Here is an 18929-nt window from a genome sequence, read left to right as displayed (position 1 = left end):
GCGCCTTTAGGCGCGGCTGGTATTATGGCCCCTATGGGGCCTTTCTGCAAACCCCGCGTTTTCACGCGGGGTTATGATTGTATCTGCCGTGCTGAACTCCCTCAGTCACGGCTTACACCGTGACAGCTCTCTCGGGGAGGGAGCCCTTGGCATAGCGGTGATGTTTCCAGCTAAAGTACAAAGTTTGCGGACGCGTCAGTTACGCCCTCTCAGGCGCTCCCGCGCCAGCTCCCCCAAGGGGGGAGCCAAGCCGTAAAGCCCATTGCGAAAGCATTAGGTGTAATGAGAAAGCTTCCGGCAGTGCTCTTGGCTCTCCCTTTGGGAGAGCTGGATTTGCGAAGCAAAGACTGAGAGGGCGAGGACGGCAAGATGTGCAAATGCCGCTCCCGGTCGCAGCCCCTCCGGTGAAAAATGCGTTTGGAGCACTCCGCAGAGTGCGACAAACGTAAAATTATAAAGAACCTTTCCGCGGAATATGGTCAGAGCGCAGCGGAGACCATTTCAAATCGTCCCGCTCACAGGGGACAGACTGCAAAGCGTTTACAGATTTGCAACCCCTAAATTCATACTGGACATTTGCACAAAGTTATGGTATAATTCTTTCTGCAATTGCGGGTATAGTACATCGGCTAGTATATCAGCCTTCCAAGCTGAGGAGGTGGGTTCGATTCCCATTACCCGCTCCACAAGACCTGAACCTTGAACGGTTCGGGTCTTTTCTTTTTGTCCGGGCAGCCATCTTGCCAACCGGCGGCGGAAATGCTACAATAGAGCCATCAAAACGCTGAAGGAGGAACGCTGCTATGGAATTCCGCGATAAACCGATGGAGAATCTTATCCGCTTGCAGGAGAAGGATATCTGCAAAAATATCAACGCCCTGCTGCTGGAGGGCGAGCAGATCGTGGGCGCTTACAAGACGGTGCGCGATCAGGTGGTGTTCACCAGCCACCGCATCATCATGGTGGATATGCAGGGGGTTACGGGCACGCGGCAGCAGCTTTTTGTGCTGCCCTACCGCAAGGTGCTGCACTACGGCATCCAGACAGCGGGCTTTGGCGATCCATTACAGGCGTCCCAGCTGACGGTCTGCTTTGCGGACGGCCACGAGGCAAAGTTTGGCTTTGTCGGGCAGAAAGATCTGTTTCAGGTGGCAAACGCCATCAGCGCCCGCATTTTGTAAGAGAAATTATGAATCAAAGCCGCTGCACAAGGGTTTGTGCGGCGGCTTTTTTTACGCATTTTTGCGGCTGGTTGTATACAAAACGCATGAAAATTTGAAACAAAACGTAAAACAATGTGCCAAAATAGGCGAAAAACTGAGAAACGCAAAACTTTGTGCCACAAGATGAAAACGTGATTGACATTTTGTTTCGTCTCGCGTACAATTCGGGGCACAAGGCAGTCCCGCTGCTGCGGGACAAAAAAGCACGAATACAGGCATATTGTCGCATTGCGGCAAAAAGAATGGGAGGACCTTACCATGTCAACCAAATTTTCCCGTAAAACGTTCCTGAAGGGCAGCGTTGCCGGTCTGGGCATGATGGCGCTCAACGTGTGCACCGCCGGGGCAGCCTCTGCTGCCGAGCCCGCAGCCGCCGCAGCGGAGGATACCAACTCCCTGAACCTCGTCCCTAAAAAGGCGGCCTCGGTCAAGGTGACCAGCCGCGGCAGCGTGAGCGGCGGCTGGCAGGGCGAGCCGGTGTTCCCCAACTGGAAGGGTCTGGATGATACGCTGGCCATGAACCACATGTACACCTTTGTGGGCTACGCAGGGCAGGGAACGCTGTGCGTGGAGCCCGAGGCGGGCGTGACCGGTTTTAACCTGTTCGTCAATAACCGCCAGATCAACACCGCTGCCATGGCGGCAGGCGGCGTGTGGAACGTGGATATTTCCGGCCAGACCATCAACGGCCGCAACACCATTCAGGTGGGCGGCATCCGTCCCCGCGGCAAAAAGGTGACCGTGCGGGTGGGCTACCCCACCGTGCAGGAGGGCAGCCTGCAGGACGTGGGCATCGACCGCGATGCACTGGAGCTGTTGGAGCAGATCATTCAGGCAGACGTGGACAACGGCTTCCCCAGCGCACAGATGGCCATTGTGAAAAACGGCAAGTTGGTGTATCAGAACGCATGGGGCAAGGTGAACTCCTATAATCCGGACGGCACCCCCAAGACCGACAGCCCGGCTGCGACCAACGATACCCTGTACGATCTGGCCTCCAACACCAAGATGTACACTGCAAACTACGCATTACAGTACCTCGTCACGCAGGGCAAGGCCAATTTGGACAGCCGTCTGGTAGACCTGCTGGGCAGCGCCTTTGCGGAGGACACCATCGACATTACCTACAACGGCTACGAGAACCCGGGCCTGAAGGTCAACAAGCAGTGGAAGGCAGAACTGACCCTGCGCGATATCCTGCGCCATCAGGCAGGCTTCCCTGCAGACCCCCAGTACCACAACGATTCCTTTGACCAGTGCTCTCAAAAGACCGTCCCCGGTTCTACCAACGTGCTCTTCTCCGGTTGGGACGGCAGCGCTGCAACCCGCGCCGCTACCCTCAAATCCATCTTCAAGACCCCGCTGATGTATAAACCCGGCACCAAGACCGTTTACTCCGACGTGGACTATATGCTGCTGGCCTTCGCCATTGAAGCCATCACCGGCAAGGGCTTGGACGCTTTCCTGAAGGAGACCTTCTGGGACCCCATGGGGCTGACCCATACCACCTATAACCCCCTGCTGAACGGCTTTGCCGCCAACGACTGCGCCGCTACCGAGCTGAACGGCAACACCCGTGATGGTGCCATCTCCTTTACCGGTGTGCGCACCGCCACCATTCAGGGACAGGTGCACGACGAAAAGTGCTACTATGCTATGGGCGGCATCTCCGGTCACGCAGGCCTGTTCTCCAACGCCACCGAACTGGCAAAGCTGGCCTCGGTCATGCTCACCGGCGGCTACGGCGAGAACCGCTACTTCTCCCGCAACGTGATGGACGCCTTTACCGCACCCAAGAAGGAGGACGCTGCCAACTGGGGTCTGGGCTGGTGGCGTGAGGGTGACAACCAGCGCTGCTGGTATTTCGGTACGCAGGCACCCTCCAATACCATTGGCCATCAGGGCTGGACCGGTACGCTGACCATGATCGACCCTGTGGAGAATCTGGTGGTCGTGTACCTGACCAACAAGATCAACTCTCCGGTTACCGATAAGGCCGCAAACCCCAATAAGTTCAACGGCAACTGGTATACGGCTTCTACGCTGGGCTTTGTGGCACAGCTGCTGTATCAGGGGCTGCAGAACCACGGCACCGACCCCAACAACGCTTACAGCGCCCTGCTGGAGGATATGGCTGAAAGCAAGTTTGCGCTGGTGGCCGAGGGCGGCAGCGTGCCTGCCACCCACCCGCTGGTGCGCTCCGGTTATGCCGTGCTGGAGGCTATGGCTGCCCACGCCAATGCCACCCACTCTTATCTGGACCGCAACTATTTCAACGATGCCCTCACCCTGCTGGATGACACCCGCGATGCAGAGGAACTGGCAAAGCTGAAAAAGATGCTCAATAAGTTCTGAAAACAGAACACGGCACAGTACTGCAGTACAAAAAGCAGGCTGTCTGAAAGATGTATAAGAAAACGATTGATTTAAAGGAGGAACTTTTTATGGCTACCAAATTCTCTCGTAAAACTTTTCTGAAAGCGGGTGCTGCTGGTCTTGGCATGATGGCACTTAATGTGTGCACCGCCAGTGCCGCTGCACCGCAGGAGGATGCCAACTGCTTGGATTTCCTGTTCAAAAAGCAGGAAACGCCCAAGACTACCTATGCGGGCACCCGCAAAACGCTGTTCTGGTACTCCAAGACACTGAAGCAGGACTGCAACTATTCGGTTTATCTGCCTGCCAGCTACGATGAAAACAACAAGGCACAGGCCTATCCGGTCATTTACCTGATGCACGGCGTAGGCGGCCATCAACTCAATATGATTGAGCGTTTCTCCACACCGGATATCCTCAACGATCTGATCGGAAGCGGGGAACTGCCCGAGTGCATTGCAGTGTTCATTGACGGTTACAACTCCTTTTATTACGATGGACCCGGCCTTGCCATGGAAACGGCCATCATCCATGATCTGATCCCGTTTATCGACAAAACTTACAACACGTTGGCCAGCAAGGAAGGCCGCATCATCGGCGGCATTTCCATGGGTGGTTATGGTGCAGCCCGCTTTGCAGTGAAATATCCGCAGATGTTCTCGGCGGCACTGATGATGTCCCCGGCAGTCTGGCGCAATAGTCAGGGCAATGCCTGCTCTTCGCTGCATCTGTTCAACAACTTTGACCAGGCAACCTGGGACGCAGAACATCCGGTAGCCTTCCTTGCTTCCTATACCGTTGCCAACAGCCCGGTAAAGTTCTATGCCATCCATGGCACTGAGGACACGGTGGTGCCCCCGGCTGATGTGGAAGCATTTGTCGAAAAACTGAGCCAGGTAGCAGAAGTGGAATATGTGCCCTATGAGGGCGGCATCCACGCTTGGACGACCTGGAAAGAGACCTGCCGCGAAGCGCTGAAATACGCCGGTAAAGTGCTGCAGGCATAAGGAGACGCCATTCTCCACATCTTTCAATCCCCGGGAAGTCCATAGAAACCAGAAAGGCCCGTGCTGCTCCAAACAGCGCGGGCCTTTCTGGTGTTGCTGTATACGAAAAAAGAGAATGGCGGTTTTGAAAAAGGGTAAAAGCTCAGCAGTTGGTTTTGCGCACCAGCTGCCGGTGCATCAGCGCCATTAGCACCAGAAATACCAGCAGGTAGAAGGGGAACAGCGCCGGGGTGATGTTGTTGGCCAGCAGACCGAACAGCGGCGGCATGGCAAGATTGCCCACATAGGCACTGCTCATCTGGATGCCGATGACGGCCTGAGAATTCTGTGCGCCGAAGTGCGCCGGGGTGGAGTGGATGACGCTGGGGTAGATGGGCGCACAGCCCAGCCCTACCAGCACAAGCCCTGCCAGAGCAAAGACCTGCGCTCCGGGCAGCAGCAGGGCGGCAATGCCCACGCCCAGCACCGCAAACCCCAGACGGATCATCTGATCGTCGCTCAGTTTCAAGGTCAAAAAGCCGCAGACGCCCCGCCCCACTGTGATGCCGATATAGAACAGGCTGGCAAAGCTGGCAGCCGTCTGGGCGGGCACCTGCCGCACAAGGGTCAGGTAGCTGCTTGCCCAGAGCCCGGCGGTGGTCTCCAGCGCACAGTAGCAGAAGAAGCAAAGCATCACTTCCTTCGCGCCCGGCAGCGCGAACACCTGCGGCAGGGTCAGCGCCTTGGGCGCGGTGCCGTCCGGGGCGGCGTCGGGGCGTTTATGCCACAGGGGCAGGCTGCAAAAAAGCACGGCAGTCAGTGCGATCTGGAACAGGGCGATGTACCGGTAGCCGCTGTTCCAGCTCAGCCCGCCGGAAAGCGCTGCGCCCATCACCACAGGGCCGATGGTAGTGCCCACGCCCCACATACAGTGCAGCCAGCTCATGTGGCGGCTTTCGTAATGCAGGGCAACGTAGTTGTTCAGGGCGGCATCCACGCTGCCCGCACCCAGACCGTAGGGGACAGCCCACAGACAGAGCATCCAGAACTGGCCGGAGACCGAGAAACCGAACAGCGCCGCAGCGGTCATGCCCACGCTGAGGGCGGTCACTCTGCCCGTGCCCAGCGCCCGGGTGAGCCGGTCGCTGTTCAGGCTGGAAACGATGGTGCCCAGCGAGATGATCATGGACAGGATGCCCGCGTAGGAGAAGGGAACGCCCAGCTGGGGGTACATGGTGGGCCATGCAGACCCCAGCAGGGAATCCGGCAGGCCAAGGCTGATAAAAGCCAAGTAAATAATAGGCAGCAAAAGCTGTGTCATGGGAAGAATTCCTCCACAGATGATTTGATGGCGTGCCCCGCAGTGTATGCGGGTGCGCTATAAGAATAACATGACCGGATGGGAAATCATAGGGCAAAAGCGCCTGCTTTTTACAACAAAACAGGCGTTTCTTTGATTTGATCCGTGAAAATGCGTTTGCCGTGGCCTGTGGGCCACGGCAAACATGAAGTATAAATAGACTTCCGCTGAAGATGGCCAAAGCGCAAGCGGCGGCCATTCTGGATCGTCTTTTAGTTTTCGCTGGTCTTTTCCAGATACACGGTGGTGGAGGGGAAGGCGAAGTCCACGCCGTTTTTCTGCATCACGTCCATCAGGTCAAGGTTCAGATCGTTCTGCATCTGCAAAAAGCGGGTCATGTCGGCGGTGCGCAGGTAGGCAGACACCAGCAGGTCGATGCTGGAAGCCCCGAAGCCGCTCAGCTTGACCAGCACCGAGTCCTCGTAGGTGTAGGGGCTAGCCTTGAGCATGGCGGTCAGGTCGGTCATCAGCTGTTCCAGTTGGGGACGGGTGGTGTCGTAGGTGACCCCGAGGGTGAAGCGGTACAGCCGCTTGTTGCGCAGAGTGCCGTTGTTGATGGTGGCAGAGCTGACCGTGCTGTTGGTCAGGATGTACACCGAGTTGTCCAGTGCGCGGACCTTGGTGGAGCGGAAGTTGATGTCCACCACTTCGCCGGAAACATCGCCTACGGTGATCCAGTCGCCGATGGAAAAGGGCCGGTCCAGCAGGATGACCAGCCCGCTGAACAGGTTTTTGGCGCTGTCCTGTGCAGCCAAAGAGATGGTCAGACCGACAAGACCTGCACTGGCTACGATGCTGCCCACCGGCAGGCCGGTCTCCTGCGCCATGGTCATAATGCCCAGAACCACGATGAGAACTTTGTACACCTTGTTCAGCAGGGTGGTCAGGGTGCGGTTGGCGCGCACCTCCTCGCCGCAGTTTGCCAGCAAAAGGTCGGTAAGGTCGGCGGCGGCGTACAGTCCCTGACACACAAAAAAGGTGGCGGCCAGCTCAAAGACTGTGAGCAGAAATTTACTTACGCCGGGAATGGCCCACGGCAGGCTGGCAGCTGCGGCATAGATGAACGCTGCAAGGGTGAGCCGCTGCACCGGCACGGCAAAGCTGCGCAGCAGAATGGGCGTACCCGCCAGCCGCCAGCTGCGGCGCAGCAGGGCAGGGCACACCCGGCGGGACAACAGCTGCCGCGCCAGCCAGCCAAGCACCAGCAGCAGCGCTGCGCACACCACGCGGGCGGCAAAGGCCGCCCAGCCCTCCAGCAGCAGCGAGCCAAGCTCGAAGCCAAGGTTACGGATCGAGAAAATCATGGAAAACCTCCTGTGTTTTTTCACAACGCATATTATGATAGCATACTCTGCCGCCCGGGGCAAGGAAAGAAAGGTGAAAACACACTTTGATAAAAAATGCGCAAACTTTTCGAAAAGGGGACTTGACAGCGCCGCAGTACCGCGCTATACTCTAAGCTAGAAAGTTCGTTTCAGGGCGGGGTGCAATTCCCCACTGGCGGTAAAGTCCGCGACCACCCGCAAGGGTGCTGACCCGGTGCAACTCCGGGACCAACGGTATAGTCCGGATGCAAGAAACGGCAGGCAAATTGCGTCTGTGCGCCCTGTTGCAGTTTTTTGGTTGCAGCAGGGCGCTTTTGGTTTGTCTTTCCGGTTCGATCCAGCGCGAAAAGGGCTTTCCGAACAAATTTGAACGGGGCGTACACCCCGGGGAGGACAACTACCATGAAAAAGAATACCACCCACAACCTGACCGTTGCCGCCATGCTTAGCGCGGTCGCCTTTATCCTGATGTTCATCGAGTTCCCGCTGCCGATGCTCATCCCGTCCTTCGTCAAGATGGACTTCTCCGACCTGCCCGCCCTGCTGGGTGCCTTTGCACTGGGCCCGGTGTACGGCGTGGTCATCAGCTTTATGAAGAACCTGCTGCACATCATCATCAAGGGCACCTCTACTGCCTGCGTGGGCGAGCTGTGCAACTTTATGCTGGGTGCGGTGTTCTCCGCTGTGGCGGGCTTTGTCTACAAGCGCCATAAGAGCCGCAAAACCGCCATTCTGGGTGCCATTGCCGGTGCAGCCGTTATGGCGGTGTTCAGCGTGCCCTCCAACTACTTCATCACCTATCCGGCCTATGTAAAGTTCTACCACATGCCGCTGGAAGCCATTCTGGGCATGTATCAGGCCATCCTGCCCTCTGCCGACAGCCTAATCAAGTGCCTTGTGATCTTCAATATGCCCTTCACGCTGGTCAAGGGTCTGCTGGACGCCGTGTTGTGCCTGCTGATCTATAAACCCCTGTCTCCCATCCTGCACGGCCGTAAGTAAGCTGCTGAGATAACAGAGAGCCGGAAAGTCCGCGGACTTTCCGGCTCTTTGAATTTATAAGAAACTTTACGCCAGCGCGCCCTTATCCAGCCATTTGCCTCGTGCCATGCGCAGCAAAAACAGTGCGCCGCGGGTGCAAAGCTCGGCGCACATGGCTACCCATACGCCCACCAGCCCAAAGCGAGGAGCCAGCAGGACTGCCAAGGTCAGCCGCACGCCCCACATGCTGACAAGATTCAGCACAAAGCAGCCGGTGCTGTCGCCCGCGCCCTGCATGGAGCCGCTGGCCACGATGCTTGCCCCGAACATCGGTTCGGCAAAGGCTTCGATGCGCAGCACCCGCGCACCCAGCGCAATAACAGCGGCATCGGCGGTAAAAATGCCCATCAGCTGCGGGGCAAACGCATACAGCCCCACGCCGGTAAGCGCCATGATGCCCATGCCCATGGCGGTGCACAGCCACGCAAAGCGCTTTGCCATGTCCCGGCGGTTCGCGCCAACGGCCTGTCCCACCAGCGCAAGGGCAGCGTCCTGAATGCCGTAGCCCGCCATGTAGCACAGGCTCTCGGCGCTGACCCCCAGACTGTTGGCGGCAATGGCGGTAGTGCCCAACCCGGACACGATGCGCACCAGCAGCACCTGTGCCGAGGACAGGGCAGCGCGCTCTGCCGCCAGCGGTGCGCCCACCTTCCATACGTTGTGCAGGCAGGCGCGGGTAATGTGCCAAGAGCCGGGCTTGCGGATGCACAGTGGGCCGTCCCGCAGCAGCAGAACGCCCAGCGCCAGCGTGCCGCCCACGGCGTTGGCAAGCGCCGTGCCCAGCGCCGCGCCCGGTACGCCCCAGCCCAGACCCCAGACCGTGAGGTTCTGGCCAAACACCGTCATTTCCCGGGTGGGGTTGATGAGGAAAAAGTTAAAGATGATGTCAAGCACGCAGGTGAAGATGCTGATGAGGCCCGGGGTAAGCGCATCACCCGTAGAGCGCAGCATGGCGGCGTAGGTGCCCATGGCCATGATGAAGGGCAGGGAAGCCGACCAGATGGCAAAATAGGCCGAGGCGTTTGCCTGCAATGCCGTGTCTGCGCCCAGCCACCCGGGCAGGAACCGGCTGATGCCCACGCCAAAGGCCGCTGCGGCAAGACCCACCGCCAGATTGAACAGCATGGACTGCCGCAAAACACCCCGGGCGTCCTGCTGGCGGTCTGCGCCCAGATACTGTGCCACCTGAATGGAAAACGCCATGCACAGCCCGGCCAGCATCCCGTGCAGCAGCCATGTGCTGGAGCTGACGATGCCGATGGAAGCTGTGGCGGCGGCACCGATATGCCCCACCATGGCTGCATCGATGTACTCCATGGCGGTGACCACGATCTGCTGCAAAATGGAAGGGATGCTCAGCGTCAGCGCCACCTGTGCGGTGTGGCGCAGCGGCACCTGCTCGCCTTGCCGCATCCGGGCAGAGAGCTGCTCAAGTGTAATGGACATGGAACCTCCTGCGTTGTGGGTAAAAATTACAGACTAATACATTATTATAGAGAGCTGCGGGAGAAAAGTCAATCCAAAGTGAATTTTGCCGCCGGGATTGATTTTTGGGCAAGGGCGTGATACACTCACAACGTACTATACAGAAAGAAAGAGGAATGTTATCTTATGATCCAAATGCTTACCTCTGTCATCGGGCAGCGGGGCGTGGATGCCATGGCATTTTTGCTGGCGTTTGCCCTGACCGCCCTGACAGATTCCATTTTCCGCGATAAACTGCCCCACGACCACGGCCGCGCCTTTGCGGTGAACGGCGAGCTTTCCAAGGGCAAGGCGCGAGGCTCCGGACTGATCTTTGTGCTGTGCATCGCACTGGTGTCGCTGGCGTTCCTGCCCTTCAACACAGAGTATGTGGTGTACAATGTGCTGCTCATCGCCTCCATGCTCTCTGGCTATCTGGACGATGCCGCCGAGACCGCGTGGAACGAGTACAAAAAGGGCATCATTGATTTTGTCATTGCGGTGCTGGCGGGCGTCACCTACCTGAACTTCAACGGCTGCGGGGTGCACTTCTTGCAGTGGAGCTTCACGCTGCCCTACGCGGTGTACCTGCTGCTCGTCGTCATCCTGATCTGGGCAAGCATCAACGTGGTCAACTGCACCGACGGTGTGGACGGCCTTTCTGCCAGTCTGGCAGTGGTGACCATTGGCACCTACCTGCTGGCCTATAAGACCGAACTGGGTGCGTATGCTACGGCTGGCGTGGTGTTCATCGGTGCGCTGCTGGCCTACCTGTGGCTCAACGCCAAGCCCTCTAGCCTGCTGATGGGCGATGCCGGCAGCCGCGCCATGGGCTTTTTCATCGCCATGCTGTCGCTCAAGTGCGGTCATCCGTTTGCCTTTTTGCTTGCCGCCATTGTGTTCATCGCAGACGGCAGCTTGGGCATTTTGAAGATCAGCCTGAAGCGTTTTCTGCACATCTGGATTTTGAAAAACACCCTGACCCCTCTCCACGACCATGTGCGCAAGCGCAAGGGCTGGAGCGATGAGCAGGTGGTAGCCCGCTGGCTCATCCTGCAGTGTGTGGCCTCGGCCCTGCTGCTGCTCCTTGTGCGGGGTTGATACCCGTTACAATTCTGCCCGTAAAAATACAAGCCCGGAAAGTCTGCGGACTTTCCGGGCTTGCTCTATCTTAAAATAATTTTCTCAGCATTCCACCCCTGCCTTTTTCCCCGCCGCCTGCACCACATGCCCTACCAGCACCGAGGTGGTCACGGTGCCCACGCCGCCGGGCACGGGGGTGATGGCGTCCACCACCGGCTCTGCGGCGACAAACTGCACGTCACCGCAGAGTTTGCCCTCCTCGTTTATATGGATGCCCACGTCCACGACCGTCTGGCCTGCCCGCAGGCAGTCTGCGCCCACAGCGGCCATTTTGCCCATGGCCACCACCACGATGTCGGCCTGCTTGCACACCTCCGGCAGGTTCCGGGTGCGGGAGTTGCACAGGGTCACGGTGGCGTTTTCCCGGTCCAGCATCATGGCGGCGGGCTTGCCCACCACAAGGCTGCGTCCCACCACCACGGCACGCTTGCCGGAAAGGGGGACGTTATAATACTTCAAAATCTCCATGCAGGCCTGTGCGGTGCAGGGGGCGTAGCCCAAATCGGTGTTCGTGAACACCCCAGCCAGCGAAGCGTCCGTGATGCCGTCGATGTCCTTTTCCGGGCGCAGGGCGGCGCGGACGGTGCGGTCATCGAACTGCTTGGGCAGGGGACGGAATAGCAGACAGCCGTGGATACCATCGTCCGTGTTCACCTCGTCCAGTACACGGAGCAGCTGCTCCTGTGTGGCGTCGGCGGGCAGCACGAACTGCTTGACAGCGACCCCTACCTTGCCGCAGCGGGTCATTACGCCCCGCTCGTAGGAGAGGTCGTCCTCCCGCTCGCCCACCCGCACCACGGCCAGCGTGGGGGTGATGCCCTTGGCTTTCAGCTGCTCGCAGAGCAAAGCGTTGCGCTCGTTCATGGCGGCCACCACCGGCGCACCTTTTAAAATCGTTGCCATATACTTTCCCTCATTTATGATGTTATTTATTGCGGAGTTTCCCGCTGACGGCGCTGAATACTTCGTCTGCCCGGGGCACAAACTCTGCAAGCAATGCGTCTGCCCGGGTGTCCAGCGCGGTGGCGCGGGCGCGGTCTGTCATCAGTTTTGTGTTGATGAACACATTCAGGCTTGCGGCCTGCAGGGCGGCCTTGCACAGCACGGCAGCACACCCCGCGTCCGATACCGCCAGCACGCTGCCCTTCGCGGCGTACTGCTCAGCCAGCGCGATGCCCTCGGTGCACTTTTCCATGATCTGCAGCGGCACGGCGCTTGCACCGTCCAGTGCGGCTTCCAGCACAGCGGCCTTGTGCGCGGTCTGCTCCGGGGTGTCCTTGGGCAGACCGTAGGCCGCAGCCAACGGCGCAAAGGCATCGGCATCGGCCTGTACCAGCGCTTCCAGTTCCAGCCGCAGGGCACTGGCCCGGGCGTTCAGTGCCTGAATGTCCGCTTCCACGGCGGCGTACTTCTTTTTGCCGGTGGTCAGGCAACCCACCATGTTGCCCAGCGCCACACCGGCAGCGCCCACCAGCGCGGCCGTGCCGCCGCCGCCCGGTGTGGGCGCTTTGCTGGCAAGCTGTGCCAGAAACTGTGCGCAGCTTAGATCGTTTATTTCCATGTGTAGATACCCCTCTCTGTTACAAAGGCGTCCAGCCGCTGGTCGTGGGCGTCCACGGCGGCGCGGGGGACGCGCTGAACTTCCAATGCAATGCCGATCTTCACCGCCCGGGTGCAGCAGGGCAGGTAGCGGTCGTAGTAGCCCTTGCCCATGCCCACCCGGCGGCAGCCTGCGTCAAAGGCGGTGCAGGGCACCAGCACCAGATCCAGCTGCTCCGGCTGCAAAAGGGTAGAGCGCTCCGGCACCGGCGTGCGGATGCCGTACTGTCCCACCACCCAGCCGTCCGCGCCCGGCACGGCTGCGGTAAGGGAAAAGCCCTCGCCGCATACCGGGTAGGCCACCGTCTTGCCCTGCCGTGCGGCCTCGGCAGCCACGGCGGCAAGGTCGGCTTCGCCCCCAAAGGCTGCGTAGAGCAAAAGGGTATGGGCGGCGCGGTAGGCGTCCAGTTCCAGCACCCGGCGGCACAGCGCTGCGTTGGCGGCGGCGCGCTGCGGCGCATCCAGCGCTTTGCGGGCGGCACGGCCAGCGGTACGCTGCGCCTGTTTTTCCTCGGCAATGGTCATACAAAACACCTCGCTTCACCTGTGGGGGAAGAAACTTGAAAAATATACAAAATCGACAGCGCATTTTTATACAAACATAATAAACACTTCAGACAAAAAAAGCAAGCCTTTTGGCGAAAAGAGGATTGAAGCCGCCGCCGCTTTCTGCTATGATTATGTTACAGTAGCAAACGCCGCGCGGGCGCTGCGCTGAGTGAATCTACAACATTTTGTGGAGAGGGGCAAGTAAAATGTACAAGGATATGATGGACACCATTGGCATGGTCAATGCAGCCGATCCGGAACTGGGCGCAGCCATGGAGCGGGAGCTGACCCGTCAGCGCGAGAACATTGAGCTGATCGCCAGCGAGAATATCGTCTCGCCTGCCGTGATGGCAGCCATGGGCAGCGTGCTGACCAATAAGTACGCCGAGGGTCTGCCCGGCAAGCGCTACTACGGCGGCTGTGTCTATGTGGACGAGGTGGAGAACATTGCCATCCAGCGCGCCTGCCAGTTGTTCGGGGCAAAGTACGCCAACGTCCAGCCCCATTCCGGCGCACAGGCCAACCTTGCCGTGTATTTCGCCCTGCTGGAGCTGGGCGATACCGTTATGGGCATGGACCTTTCACAGGGCGGTCACCTGACCCATGGTTCCCCGGTGAATATGTCCGGTAAAAACTACCACTTCATCTCCTACGGCGTTGGCGCAGACGGCGTGATCGACTACGCCGAGCTGGAAAAGCAGGTGCGCAAGGTGCGCCCCAAGATGCTGGTGGCGGGCGCTTCTGCCTACCCCCGCGCCATCGACTTTGAAAAGCTGGCCGAGATCGCCCACGGCTACGGCGCATACCTGATGGTGGATATGGCGCACATTGCCGGTCTGGTGGCGGGCGGTCAGCACCAGAGCCCCGTGCCCTACGCCGATGTGGTGACCACCACCACCCACAAGACCCTGCGCGGACCCCGCGGCGGCTTGATTTTGACCAACAACCCCATCATTGCCAAGCGCATCAACTCGGCCGTGTTCCCCGGCACGCAGGGCGGCCCGCTGGAGCACGTCATTGCGGCAAAAGCCGTCTGCTTTGGCGAGGCACTGAAGCCGGAATTTAAGGAATATGCCCGTAAGATCGTGGAAAACGCACAGGCGCTGGCTGCGGCTTTGCAGCAGCGCGGGGTAAAGCTTGTATCCGGCGGCACCGACAACCACCTGATGCTCATCGACCTGCGGGACGAGGAGTGCACCGGCAAGGACCTGGAGCAGCGTCTGGACAGCGTGCACATCACCGCCAACAAGAACACCGTCCCCGGCGAGACCCGCAGCCCCTTTGTGACCTCCGGCGTGCGTCTGGGCACCCCGGCTGTCACCACCCGCGGCATGGGTGCAGCCGAGATGCAGGTGATCGCGGACTGCATTGCAGACTGCATCTGGCACTATGAGGAAAAGAAGGACGAGATCAGCGCCCGCGTTCTGCGCCTGACCCGGGAGTTCCCGCTGTACCAGTAAAAGCAACGTGTAAATAACAAGGCATCCGCAGCCGTTCTGCTGCGGGTGCCTTTTGTTACAAAAACGGGAGAGCCAAAAAAGGAGAAAGACGATGGAAAGCTTAGGCCTTTTGCATCTGTATTACGGCGACGGCAAGGGCAAGACCACAGCCGCCATGGGACTTGCCCTGCGGGCGCTGGGCAGCGGAAAACGTGTGGTCATCGTGCAGTTTTTAAAGGGCGGGCAGAGCGGGGAGATCCCGCTGCTGGAGCAGCTGGGTGCCACCGTTTACCGGGGCAAGGCCGGGCAGAAATTCGTCTTTCAGATGAACGAAGCCGAAAAGGCTGCTACCCGCGCTTTGCAGAACCAAAACCTTGCGGCGGCGCTGGCGCAGCCCTGTGATATGCTGGTGCTGGACGAAGCTGGCAGCGCGTGGGAACTGGACATGGTGGATAAAGCCCTGTTGCAGCAGGCGGTGCTGCACCGCCCCGCCGGGCAGGAATGCGTCCTGACCGCTCACGCAGCCCCCGGGTGGATGCTGGACGCCGCAGATTACCTCACCGAGATGTGCTGCCGCCGCCACCCCTACCAGAAGGGCATTGCCGCACGGAAGGGTATTGAGTATTGATGTGGCAAAAGCCTTCACCCCTTGGGTGAAGGCTTTTGCGGCTGTCGGAAACTTTTTTGTTTCTCCTGATACTTTAGTGCTGAACTTTACGGCTTGGCTCCCCCTTTGGGGGAGCCGGCGCGGGAGCGCCTGAGAGGGCGAGGATACTATCCCCAGAACGCTGCCAGCGCCGTTTCCAGCGCGGCGGTACCGGGCAGATACTGGATGTGCTGCCAGTGCGGCGGGAACAGACGGGCGGTGTCGGGCTGCGCAAAGCGGTCGTCCAAAAGCAGCACCACGCCCTTGTCCTGCGGGGTGCGCACCACCCGCCCGGCGGCCTGCAGCACCTTGTTCATGCCCGGGTAGCGGTAGGCGTAGTCGAAGCCGCAGCCGGACTGCTCCTCGTAATACCGGCGCAGCATCTCCTGCCGGGGATTCACCTGCGGCAGACCCACCCCCACGATGGCGCAGCCGATGAGCCGGTCGCCCACAAGGTCTACCCCCTCGCCGAAAATGCCGCCCATCACGGCAAAGCCCAGCAGCGTTTTTGCGGGGCGGGGCACAAACTGCGCCAGAAACTCTGCGCGCCCGGCATCGTCCAAGCTGCGCTGCTGCACAAGGGTGGAGATATCCGGCCAGCGGGCGGCAAAGGCCTCGTACACCTGCTGCAAATAGGCGTAGCTGGGGAAAAACGCCAGATAGTTGCCGGTCTTGCCCTTTGCCAGCGCCGCCAGCGCATTGGCTACGGCGGGCACACTGGCTTCCCGCTGGCGGTAGCGGGTGGAGATGCCCGGCAGGCAGAACAGCCCCAGATTTTCCGGCGGGAAGGGGCTTGGCAGCGCCACCGCCCGGGCATTGGCGCAGCCCAGCACGCTGCGGTAAAAGGCAGGCGGGGTCAATGTGGCACTGAACAGCGCCGCGCTACGCCCTGCCGCCAGACTGGCGTCCACAAAGGGCGCGGGGTCTAAGCAGAGCAGACGCAGTTCTAACTCGCTGCCCCGGGCGGTGAGTTGGGTGACAAAATGGCTGTCGTATCGGTCGGCGGCGCGGGCAATATCCTGCAAGGCAAAGTAGAGCTCCAGCAGCTGCGCGTGGGCGGGGTCCTCGGGGTTTTGCTCCAGCCAGTCCTGTAACGGGGGGTGCACCGCCCGCAGAGCGGCGGGCAGGGCAGCAGGCAGCTGCTGCAAAAACACGGTGCCGTCCCTGGCGTACAGTGGCTCCGGCAGGGCAAAATCCGGGACGGTCTCGGCGGGCAGCAGGCTCACCTGCGTAGGCTCAGTCTCCCCGGCGGGCTCTTCACCTGTGCGGGGCGCAGCCTGTGCGCAGGCCTTGCGCGCCGCCAGAAAGACTTTATCCGCCTTGGTCAGTGCGGTTTTCAGGCTGCTTTTGCCCTTGCCCAGCGCCCGCTTTGCCTCGGTCAGGCTGCTTTTGGCAAACTGCGCCGAGTACATGGCGCGGGCTCTGTCCGGCAGATTATGCGCCTCGTCAATGAGGAACAGCCAGTCCCCGGCGGCATCGAAAAAACGCTTGAGGTGCACCACCGGGTCAAACAGATAGTTGTAGTCTCCGATGACCACATCGCACCACTCGCTCAAGTCCAGCCCTAGCTCAAAGGGGCACACCGAGAACTGTCGGGCGGTGTCTGCCAGCGCAGCGCGGCTGAAGCTGCCGCTGCCGTCCAGCAGAGCCGCCAGCGCGTCCTTGCGGCGGTCGTAGTAGCCGTTGGCAAAGGGACACACCTCCGGCAGGCAGGCGGGGTGCCCTTCGGCGTCCGGGTGCAGACAGGCCTTTTCCTTGGCAGTCAGGGTCACACTGCGCAGGGCAAGACCGGGCTGGGCGGTACGCAGCCGCGCGATGGCGTCCTCGGCGGCGGCTTGGGTGGTGTTGCGGGCGGTCAGGTAGAACAGCTTTGCGCCGCAGCCCTCGCCCATGGCTTTTAAAGCAGGGAAGAGCGCGCTCATGGTCTTGCCGATGCCGGTGGGCGCCTGACAAAAGACGCGGGTGCCGCCCTTGCGGTCGGCGCTCTTCCCGGCGCGGCAGGCGCGGTACACCTCGCCCGCCAGCGCCCGCTGCCCGGGGCGGTATTCCGCAAAGGGGAATTGCAGCGCCGCAAGGCTCTGGCTGCGCCGGGTGTCCCAGTCCAGCTGCCGCTGCGCCCACGGGGCGTACTGCGTTAAAAGCTGCTGCAAAAACTGCTCCAGCTGCTGCCGGGAGAACTGCCGGGTAAAGCGCTGAATTTGGTCGGTATCGACCTGATAATAGGTCAGCTGCACGGCAAGCGCATCCAGTCCCTGCTGGCTGCTGAAAATGGCGGCATATACCATGCCCTGCGCCCAGTGGCAGGGGTTCAGCTCCTCGGTGATCTCCTCATAAGGCACAGTGGTAGTCTTGATCTCGTCAATGGTCACGGTGCCGTTTTCGTCGGTGAAAATGCCGTCTGCCCTGCCTTCCAGCGTAAAGGCGATGCCGCAGGCCTCCCACTCCGCGCTGAGGAATACCTCGGCCTGATAGCCCTCCCCGGCGGCCTTTTGCAGTTTGCGGTGGATGCGTGCACCCTCGTTGGCGCGGTCAAAGCCGGCAAAGCGGCTGTCGATGCTGCCGGTGCGCAGCAAAAACTCCACCAGCTGCCGGATGGGCAGATGGATGCTTGCCAAGGCGTTTCACCTCCGTTTTTTTCGTTATCCTACCCCGAACAGCTCCATGCACTGTGCTGCTGCGACATCCACCTGTGCAAAGTCTACGGCGGTGCGGTAGTAGGTCTCCAGTTCATCGTGGCAGCTTTTTGCCTGCGCCATCAGGGCACAGGCCTGTTCCAGCAGCTCGGCGGCGGCGCGCTCGTTGAAGCGCAGCCGTGCACGGCAGGCAGAAAGGTTCTCCCGGTCCACAAAACGGCTGCACCGCACGGTCTGCGCCGCAGACAGCCGCACCGGATGCCAGCGGTTGTCGGTCAGAAACGCCAGCCTCAGGGAAGGGATGATAATGTGGTCAATTTTATCCTCCGGGTGCATGGCGCAGGGGCAGGTGATGATGTGGTAGCCCCGCGCCAGCGCCTCGGCGCGGATGAGCTCTAGCAGCAGGCGGGAGACTGCCCCGTAGTCATCCCGGAAGAGGATGCACCGGTCGGCCAGCGCCTGCACCGTGCCCTGATAGAACACCTCGCCCTTGGGCGTGATGGCCGAGAGCAGCCGCAGCTCTTCAGAACCCATCTCCTCAGTGCGGGGCAAAAGGCGGGTGCACAGCCGCTTGACGTAGCGGCGCACTTTTTCAAAGTTGGCACTGCACGCTTCGGCGCGGCGGCTGTCCAGCAGCAGGCTGCCTGCCGAGGCCACATACCGCGCCGCCCGGCTGCGCAGCAGCTGGTTGCGGGCAAACAGGGCGGTTACCTCGTCCTTGTGGGAGTGCAGGGCATCGGCGTCGATGGTGTGGTACAAACTCAGCACCCGCTCGTCTGCGCCGGGGGCTTCCGGCTCCACCACATGGGGCGCGGTGGCGTCGATGATGGCACGCTTCTGGCGCAGAAACACCACGCCATCCAGACTGTCGGGGTCGCTGGCGCAGTGGATGCGCTGGATGGGTTCGCCTTTATCCTGTGCGGCGCGCGCCAGACGCTTCATCAGGGTAGACTTGCCGCAGCCCGGCCCGCTTTTGAGCAGCACCAGCTGCATCCCGGGCTCCCGGCGCAGCGGCGCAAAGTAGCCCTTGAACCCGGCGGGCGTTGTAGCGCCCAAAAAGAAATCCACAGAAGGATGCACGGAACTTTCCATACAAAAACACCTCGCTTTTGCTTTACAGTATGCAAAAGCGGCGCGGTTGGTTC

General features: G+C 60.3%; 15 protein-coding genes, 1 tRNA gene and 1 riboswitch. Of the genes, 8 read left to right on the top strand and 8 right to left on the bottom strand.

Annotation, left to right across the window (positions count from 1 at the left end; all coding sequences use genetic code 11):
• Positions 1-611: 611 nt before the first annotated feature.
• The 4 genes from DXB44_RS03630 to DXB44_RS03615 all read left to right on the top strand — a co-directional run bounded on the left by DXB44_RS03630 (position 612) and on the right by DXB44_RS03615 (position 4606).
• A tRNA-Gly gene (locus DXB44_RS03630) sits at positions 612-686 on the top strand.
• Between the two features lie 117 nt (positions 687-803).
• A complete protein-coding gene (locus DXB44_RS03625) occupies positions 804-1181 on the top strand; it encodes a PH domain-containing protein (RefSeq protein ID WP_055184793.1) in 378 nt (125 codons plus the stop codon).
• 300 nt (positions 1182-1481) lie between these two features.
• On the top strand, positions 1482-3578 hold the full coding sequence (gene pbp4b, locus DXB44_RS03620; protein WP_118657765.1) for a penicillin binding protein PBP4B: 2097 nt from the start codon (positions 1482-1484) through the stop codon (positions 3576-3578).
• A gap of 89 nt (positions 3579-3667) precedes the next feature.
• The gene (locus DXB44_RS03615) at positions 3668-4606 is read left to right on the top strand and encodes an alpha/beta hydrolase-fold protein (RefSeq protein ID WP_158581868.1); all 939 of its coding nucleotides are present in this window, start codon (positions 3668-3670) and stop codon (positions 4604-4606) included.
• A gap of 142 nt (positions 4607-4748) precedes the next feature.
• Here DXB44_RS03615 and DXB44_RS03610 read toward each other — a convergent pair whose 3' ends face one another.
• The gene (locus tag DXB44_RS03610) at positions 4749-5906 is read right to left on the bottom strand and encodes an MFS transporter (RefSeq protein ID WP_118657763.1); all 1158 of its coding nucleotides are present in this window, start codon (positions 5904-5906) and stop codon (positions 4749-4751) included.
• Between the two features lie 251 nt (positions 5907-6157).
• A complete protein-coding gene (locus DXB44_RS03605) occupies positions 6158-7249 on the bottom strand; it encodes a mechanosensitive ion channel family protein (protein ID WP_118657762.1) in 1092 nt (363 codons plus the stop codon).
• Positions 7250-7411: 162 nt separating this feature from the next.
• Positions 7412-7531, top strand: a riboswitch (FMN riboswitch).
• Between the two features lie 141 nt (positions 7532-7672).
• Between DXB44_RS03605 and DXB44_RS03600 the strand changes: the two genes are divergently transcribed.
• On the top strand, positions 7673-8272 hold the full coding sequence (locus DXB44_RS03600) for an ECF transporter S component (RefSeq protein WP_118657761.1): 600 nt from the start codon (positions 7673-7675) through the stop codon (positions 8270-8272).
• Positions 8273-8338: 66 nt separating this feature from the next.
• On the opposite strand, the gene DXB44_RS03595 is transcribed toward DXB44_RS03600, so the two are convergent.
• Positions 8339-9757 carry an MATE family efflux transporter gene (locus DXB44_RS03595; RefSeq protein ID WP_118657760.1) on the bottom strand — a complete coding sequence of 473 codons (1419 nt, stop codon included), beginning with the start codon at positions 9755-9757 and terminating at the stop codon, positions 8339-8341.
• 165 nt (positions 9758-9922) lie between these two features.
• On the opposite strand from DXB44_RS03595, the gene DXB44_RS03590 reads away from it, so the two are divergent.
• Positions 9923-10876, top strand: a complete 954-nt coding sequence (locus tag DXB44_RS03590; protein WP_118657759.1) for a phospho-N-acetylmuramoyl-pentapeptide-transferase — start codon at positions 9923-9925, stop codon at positions 10874-10876.
• 84 nt (positions 10877-10960) lie between these two features.
• On the opposite strand, the gene DXB44_RS03585 is transcribed toward DXB44_RS03590, so the two are convergent.
• The 3 genes from DXB44_RS03585 to DXB44_RS03575 are packed head-to-tail and all read right to left on the bottom strand — an operon-like array spanning position 10961 to position 13042.
• Positions 10961-11821 (bottom strand): bifunctional 5,10-methylenetetrahydrofolate dehydrogenase/5,10-methenyltetrahydrofolate cyclohydrolase, encoded by an 861-nt coding sequence (locus DXB44_RS03585; RefSeq protein WP_118657758.1) that lies wholly within the window; start codon positions 11819-11821, stop codon positions 10961-10963.
• 22 nt (positions 11822-11843) lie between these two features.
• Positions 11844-12479 carry a cyclodeaminase/cyclohydrolase family protein gene (locus DXB44_RS03580; protein ID WP_118657757.1) on the bottom strand — a complete coding sequence of 212 codons (636 nt, stop codon included), beginning with the start codon at positions 12477-12479 and terminating at the stop codon, positions 11844-11846.
• Complete coding sequence (locus tag DXB44_RS03575) at positions 12470-13042, bottom strand: 5-formyltetrahydrofolate cyclo-ligase (RefSeq protein WP_118657756.1); 573 nt, start codon at positions 13040-13042, stop codon at positions 12470-12472. The genes DXB44_RS03580 and DXB44_RS03575 overlap by 10 nt, the downstream gene beginning before the upstream one ends.
• A gap of 230 nt (positions 13043-13272) precedes the next feature.
• Between DXB44_RS03575 and glyA the strand changes: the two genes are divergently transcribed.
• Both glyA and DXB44_RS03565 read left to right on the top strand, forming a co-directional pair.
• Positions 13273-14526, top strand: coding sequence for a serine hydroxymethyltransferase (gene glyA / locus DXB44_RS03570; protein ID WP_118657755.1), 1254 nt, complete (start codon positions 13273-13275; stop codon positions 14524-14526).
• A 91-nt stretch (positions 14527-14617) separates the two neighbouring features.
• Positions 14618-15133, top strand: coding sequence for a cob(I)yrinic acid a,c-diamide adenosyltransferase (locus tag DXB44_RS03565; protein WP_118657754.1), 516 nt, complete (start codon positions 14618-14620; stop codon positions 15131-15133).
• 146 nt (positions 15134-15279) lie between these two features.
• On the opposite strand, the gene DXB44_RS03560 is transcribed toward DXB44_RS03565, so the two are convergent.
• Positions 15280-17766, bottom strand: a complete 2487-nt coding sequence (locus DXB44_RS03560; RefSeq protein WP_118657753.1) for an ATP-dependent DNA helicase — start codon at positions 17764-17766, stop codon at positions 15280-15282.
• 24 nt (positions 17767-17790) lie between these two features.
• Positions 17791-18876 (bottom strand): hypothetical protein, encoded by a 1086-nt coding sequence (locus DXB44_RS03555; protein ID WP_118657752.1) that lies wholly within the window; start codon positions 18874-18876, stop codon positions 17791-17793.
• Positions 18877-18929: the final 53 nt, after the last annotated feature.

Origin of the sequence: Faecalibacterium sp. OM04-11BH (assembly GCF_003482185.1) — a bacterium.
GTDB lineage: Bacteria > Bacillota > Clostridia > Oscillospirales > Ruminococcaceae > Faecalibacterium > Faecalibacterium tardum.
This window is presented reverse-complemented; position numbering and strand designations above follow the sequence as displayed.